Raw genomic sequence first — 855 nt, forward strand, 5'->3', positions numbered from 1 at the left:
CGCAGGCCTGGATCGGCGACGAGGCGGTGATTCGCGCCGACGGCCAGACCGTCATCCTCGGCGACCGCTTCTGGCTCGGCCACCGCTCGACGGTGCACATCGCCACCCGGACGCACGGCACCCGGGTCGGCGACCGCGTCACGGTCGGGCGCAACAGCGTCGTGCACGCCTGCACGCTCGGCTCCGACGTGGTCGTCGAGGACGACGTGGTGATCCTCGACGGCGCCGAGGTCGGCGACGGTGCGGTGATCGAGGCGGGCTCGACCGTCTTCCCTCGGGCGTCGCTGCCCGGCGGCTACGCCTATGCCGGCAGTCCCGCCCGTCCGAGCCGAGCGATCGGAGCCGATGAGATCGCCGAGCGCGCCGAGCGGCTGCGTGAGCGCATGGGCGACGGATCCGCTCTCCCGCCCGGGGAAGTATCGGAGGTCGACGACAGCGTGTTCGTGGCGCGCAACGCCCGTCTGCGCGGGCGGGTGAGCCTCGGAGCCGGGGCGAGCGTGCTGTTCTGCTGCGACCTCAACGCCGAGGTCGGCCCGATCGTCGTCGGCGCCGATACCAATATTCAGGACAACACGGTCATCCGCACCCGGGCGGACGGCGTGGTGATCGGGCGGGACACCACCATCGCCCATAACGTCCGGATCTCGGATTGCCGGATCGGGGCACGTTCGTTGATCGGCATCGGCGCGACGATTGCGTCAGGAACCCTGATCGCCGACGACGTCATGCTGGCGGCGGGCGCCACCACGGATCCCGGCCAGATCCTGGAGGCCGGTTATCTGTGGGGCGGCCGCCCGGCCAGGATCCTGGGCCCCCTCGACGCCGAGAAACGCGCCATGATGATCCGCATCGTCG

1 protein-coding gene is annotated in these 855 nt (G+C 71.1%); it reads left to right on the forward strand.

What is annotated here, in order from left to right; genetic code table 11:
• Positions 1-855 (forward strand): DapH/DapD/GlmU-related protein (locus I53_RS18805; RefSeq protein ID WP_043353453.1); only part of this gene is annotated, 855 nt, incomplete at both ends.

The organism is Methylobacterium sp. B1 (assembly GCF_000333255.1).
GTDB lineage: Bacteria > Pseudomonadota > Alphaproteobacteria > Rhizobiales > Beijerinckiaceae > Methylobacterium > Methylobacterium fujisawaense.